Here is a 3,977-nt window from a genome sequence, read left to right as displayed (position 1 = left end):
TTAACACCTAACAGATCCGAACAATTATTTAAGCGCGAACATAAATCCGTGGCCAGAATTAGTTGACCACTTCAGTTTTTGCTCATTTGATTCCTAGCGGAAGTGTAAGAATTATCTTCAACTGCTAACCATTCAAATTGTTTGAATTGTTCTTGGAGTTTTTCTCTTAAAGCATTGAGTTTCGAATGCTCATCAATTCGCCCCGTTAGTTCAAAACTTTCGCAGTATTCTCCACTTTGACACTTTAACCTTGTAGGGCAGCCACTCGTTGCTAGATTCCTGTTGCATGAACCTAGCGGAAGAGGGTGAAGAGTTGCATGTCGTTTTATAAGCTCTTTCGCTTCTAATTTCTTAGAACTATCGGTAAATTCGTCAAACGCACTTTTTACATCAGATAAAAATGTGTCAGACATTGCGCTTTCCAAGTGCTTTGCTATGTCTTCTCTACTATCAAAAGTATGAATGTTGGTTTTAAGGTTTGTTTCCAGGTTGTGCTCTGGATTGATTTTGATGAATCCATTATTTCGAATAAAACTAACAGGACTGTTTGAATCAATTTTCAACTCAGACGGTTCCGCAATCTCACTATCATTATTAGAAATACTGTCTAAGCTGATTAGCGACGTAGCTTTCCTGATATGCTTGATAGCAACGTGTTGATAGTGCTCATTCTGAGTGATATCTATACGACCCATAAGCATAGCTTGTAAATGTTCAGATAGTCCGGCGATGGCCAAAAACGTATTGATATTGTGTCTAGGCATGTGGCTTTTTAGGCGAGTATAAGAACCATCATCTTCTATCAACTGATAATACTCAAATGCTGACTTATTACCGTTTCCAAATCCTAAGAAATTATTGATAATAATATTGGAGAAGGGGATTACAACAGCGGTTAAAATTTGTTTTCGCGAATAGTTAGTAGAACTAAATTCATGGATAAAAAGAAGATCTTCGTACTTAATCTCATGCTTTTTACTTGAAGTACTCCAACGATAAGTCAGTTTTTGTTCAATTGCATTTACATCTTCGCCGTACTTTGACGCGATAAACTTATTTATATCAGCTTTACTAAAGTACCTTTCAATATCGAATTTTTTTCCTGGTCTCAATTCCTTACTTATTGGTAGCTTTGCAGATTTAAATGCTTTATATAACCTATCCCTTAACGAGCACATTCCTGGACGGCTACATTCGGTTGTTATTAGGCCTCCAATTGTGTCATCGATCTCTATCTCGGCATTAGGAATAGTATCAAAACTTTTTGGCAAGTAATCACTTTGTGATTTTGCTCGCAAATATTCGAGCTTTTCTCGCATTTTCGAGGTTAGTTTTATTGTATTATCAAATATCGCCTCTACTAGAGGTATAGCTAGCGGCTCGACCCAATGTATTTTGTCACCTGTACCTTTGGCGCCTATATATTTAATCCCTAATGAATATTGTGGCTTTCCTTGCTTTATCAATTGTTCTTTAGTGAAAACATCGACTATTGGTCTTTTCACTAGCGCGTCCTTCCGTAAAGTAATGCATTCAATAGAACGAAAACCTGTCACGACTAATAAAAAAACAAGATTCAGAAGAATCTTTTCACCAGTATTGGTTGTCTTTCCCATCAAATCAATCACATTGATAAACGCCTTAATAGTAATTAGTTTTTCGTCTTCTCTGTGATTGTCGTCTATGAATTTGTCTTTTTTTAGCCTTTCAAGTTTCTTAATTTTTTTAGTTCGATTTGAATAATTTTTATATTTATTATTATTTACAAACGAAAGAGGAGTTACGCAAAAAGCAAACCTATTAATATATCCTTGTAGTTTTGTCGCTCTTCCAATAGCGTCTGATAGATTACTAAGATTTTTAGTATTTTCAGACTGGATACGGATTGATTCTTTCAAAGTATCAGTGCTTAAAAAGATTGGATGAGAGTGTGGTGTACTAGTTGATAGGGTATAGAACCACCTCTTTAATATAACTAAATTTGCAGTATGTGTTGCGAGTGAAACATTTAAGTTGTTAGCTCTATAAAAAAATACGAGAATAGCTTTCATAAAGTGTTGATAGTTGATATCTTCTATTTCAAAAGTGCCAATCCCTTTAATTCTTGAACCTTTATCAAATCTATAAGGAGTTTTTTTGTTTCCAGCTAGCCAACCAGAAGTTTGAGTACCCCCTACCCATACACTATCGTCCCAGCTAAAATTACACGTACTAGCAAGTTTCTCGTTGAAAAAGGATTTTTGTCATCATATTTATCAGCTCGTTTAAAATGCAATATGGCTGGTATCTTAAGTTTTTTAACGAACTGAGTTTGATCATCACTAAGTAGTGAGTCTTGGTTCCTCAGTAATTGAAGTTGTTTCATTTAAGACTCCAGGTTTTCTAGTTCTATACTACAAGACAAGTCGTGTTGGATACGTTGAACGTTGGACCTATTTGCTTGCTCTGAAAGAAACCTTTTTGCGTATCGATCTGGTATAGTACTTTTTAATGCCCATCCTCCCACTGTCCTGAGCTGCTCTTTTGCTTCATCCATTATTCGTCCTGTGTTCATATTAGAGTGCGTTATTTTCTGAGCAGCCTCGTGGTTTCGTCCAATACTTTCGTAAAGGTAACTTAAAGTCATTGTTGCCCAGGTATGTCGAGCAACGTGAGGTGTTAATGAAGCTATTGAATCTATATAGTTCGAATCTTTGAATTCTGGGTTATTAACAGAAAACGCTCGATCAACAGCACTAAAAATTGCTCTTATTGATTCATATGTTAATGGGGAATAGGGAGTGTTTTGCGATGAAAAAAGTATTTGATGATTGCTTTGCTTAGGTCTTATTTCACCTAAGTAAATCATCAGAAATTCATAGTCTATCTTTTCAAGTTCAATTATTCGTACGGAAAACTGGTTTTTTATTCTTGGGCGGATTCGTCTTATATCTTCAGAAGAGTCAGACAAATTTGATATTATAAGATTGTATGTACTGCCCGATATATTGGTTTTCAATGATTGCTTTTCTAGCAGCAAAAGTTCTCCGACTCTCAAGCCATAATTCAAAAGTAATCTGATAATAAGGAAATTTCTTAATTGAATATCTTTTCGTTTGAATGGATTAAGGTCATTTTTCTTATTAAGATTGGAAGGTAGGATAATGCGATAAATTGCCGCTACCATATCTCTAGTTAGGGATTTAAATATGTATTGTGAAGGCCGTGCCGAAATCAACTTATTTCCATTTTTTATCGAATTACGATTGTCATTCAGCCTTTTAAATAGGTATTTTTGTTGCTCGTTTATCGATTGGGAAGTCTCCTCTAGGTAATATCCAGAGACATATTTATCAACCAAATACTCCAAGAACTGAATAACTGCTTTGGCTCTGATATCAGCGGTTTGGGGACTCATTTGATCATATTTGTTGAAATGATTTGGATTTCTAGAACACAAACCAGTGTAGAAATCACCAAATTCTATTACAGCTAACTCTGGATTATGATCAGCTTGATAGAATGATTTACAAAAAGATTCACCGAATTTCGATTGCCAATATTGGTAGAAGAGTTTTATCGCCTGGAATGATGCATATTGGGTGGTAGGCGCTTTTGAGATTAATCGATCTGAAAAGTAGAGTAACGCGTACATAACTGGCTTAGACTCATCAAACATCAAACAAACGTCATTTACTTCTGTGTTATTCCTAAATTTAAACCTCTTAATTGAATACATTTAAAGATCCTATTTATTTACAAAATGAAGAAATTATCCGTTACGAATAATAGTGTTTACATTGTGAAGAGGTAAACAGATAAGTTATTGATTAGGGCGTATCTAGAGTATTTATGAACTAGAATTACCTATACGCATTATTTAACATAATATACATTGTGCGCACTGATAAATCAGAGAAATGTAGATTCAATATAGTAATGTCACATTTTCCCAATTTAGAGATGTCACATTTTGGTATGCTGGGCCCAAATAATCC

2 protein-coding genes are annotated in these 3,977 nt (G+C 34.9%); both read right to left on the bottom strand.

Annotated elements, in window-relative coordinates; all coding sequences use genetic code 11:
• Positions 1–71 precede the first annotated feature (71 nt).
• Entirely contained in the window at positions 72–2,051 is a 1,980-nt protein-coding gene (locus Q0791_RS24550) for a hypothetical protein (RefSeq protein WP_299011893.1), read from the bottom strand.
• A 314-nt stretch (positions 2,052–2,365) separates the two neighbouring features.
• Positions 2,366–3,718 carry a site-specific integrase gene (locus tag Q0791_RS24545; protein ID WP_299011892.1) on the bottom strand — a complete coding sequence of 451 codons (1,353 nt, stop codon included), beginning with the start codon at positions 3,716–3,718 and terminating at the stop codon, positions 2,366–2,368.
• Positions 3,719–3,977: the final 259 nt, after the last annotated feature.

It is taken from the genome of uncultured Shewanella sp. (genome assembly GCF_947495455.1).
Lineage (GTDB): Bacteria > Pseudomonadota > Gammaproteobacteria > Enterobacterales > Shewanellaceae > Shewanella.
This window is presented reverse-complemented; position numbering and strand designations above follow the sequence as displayed.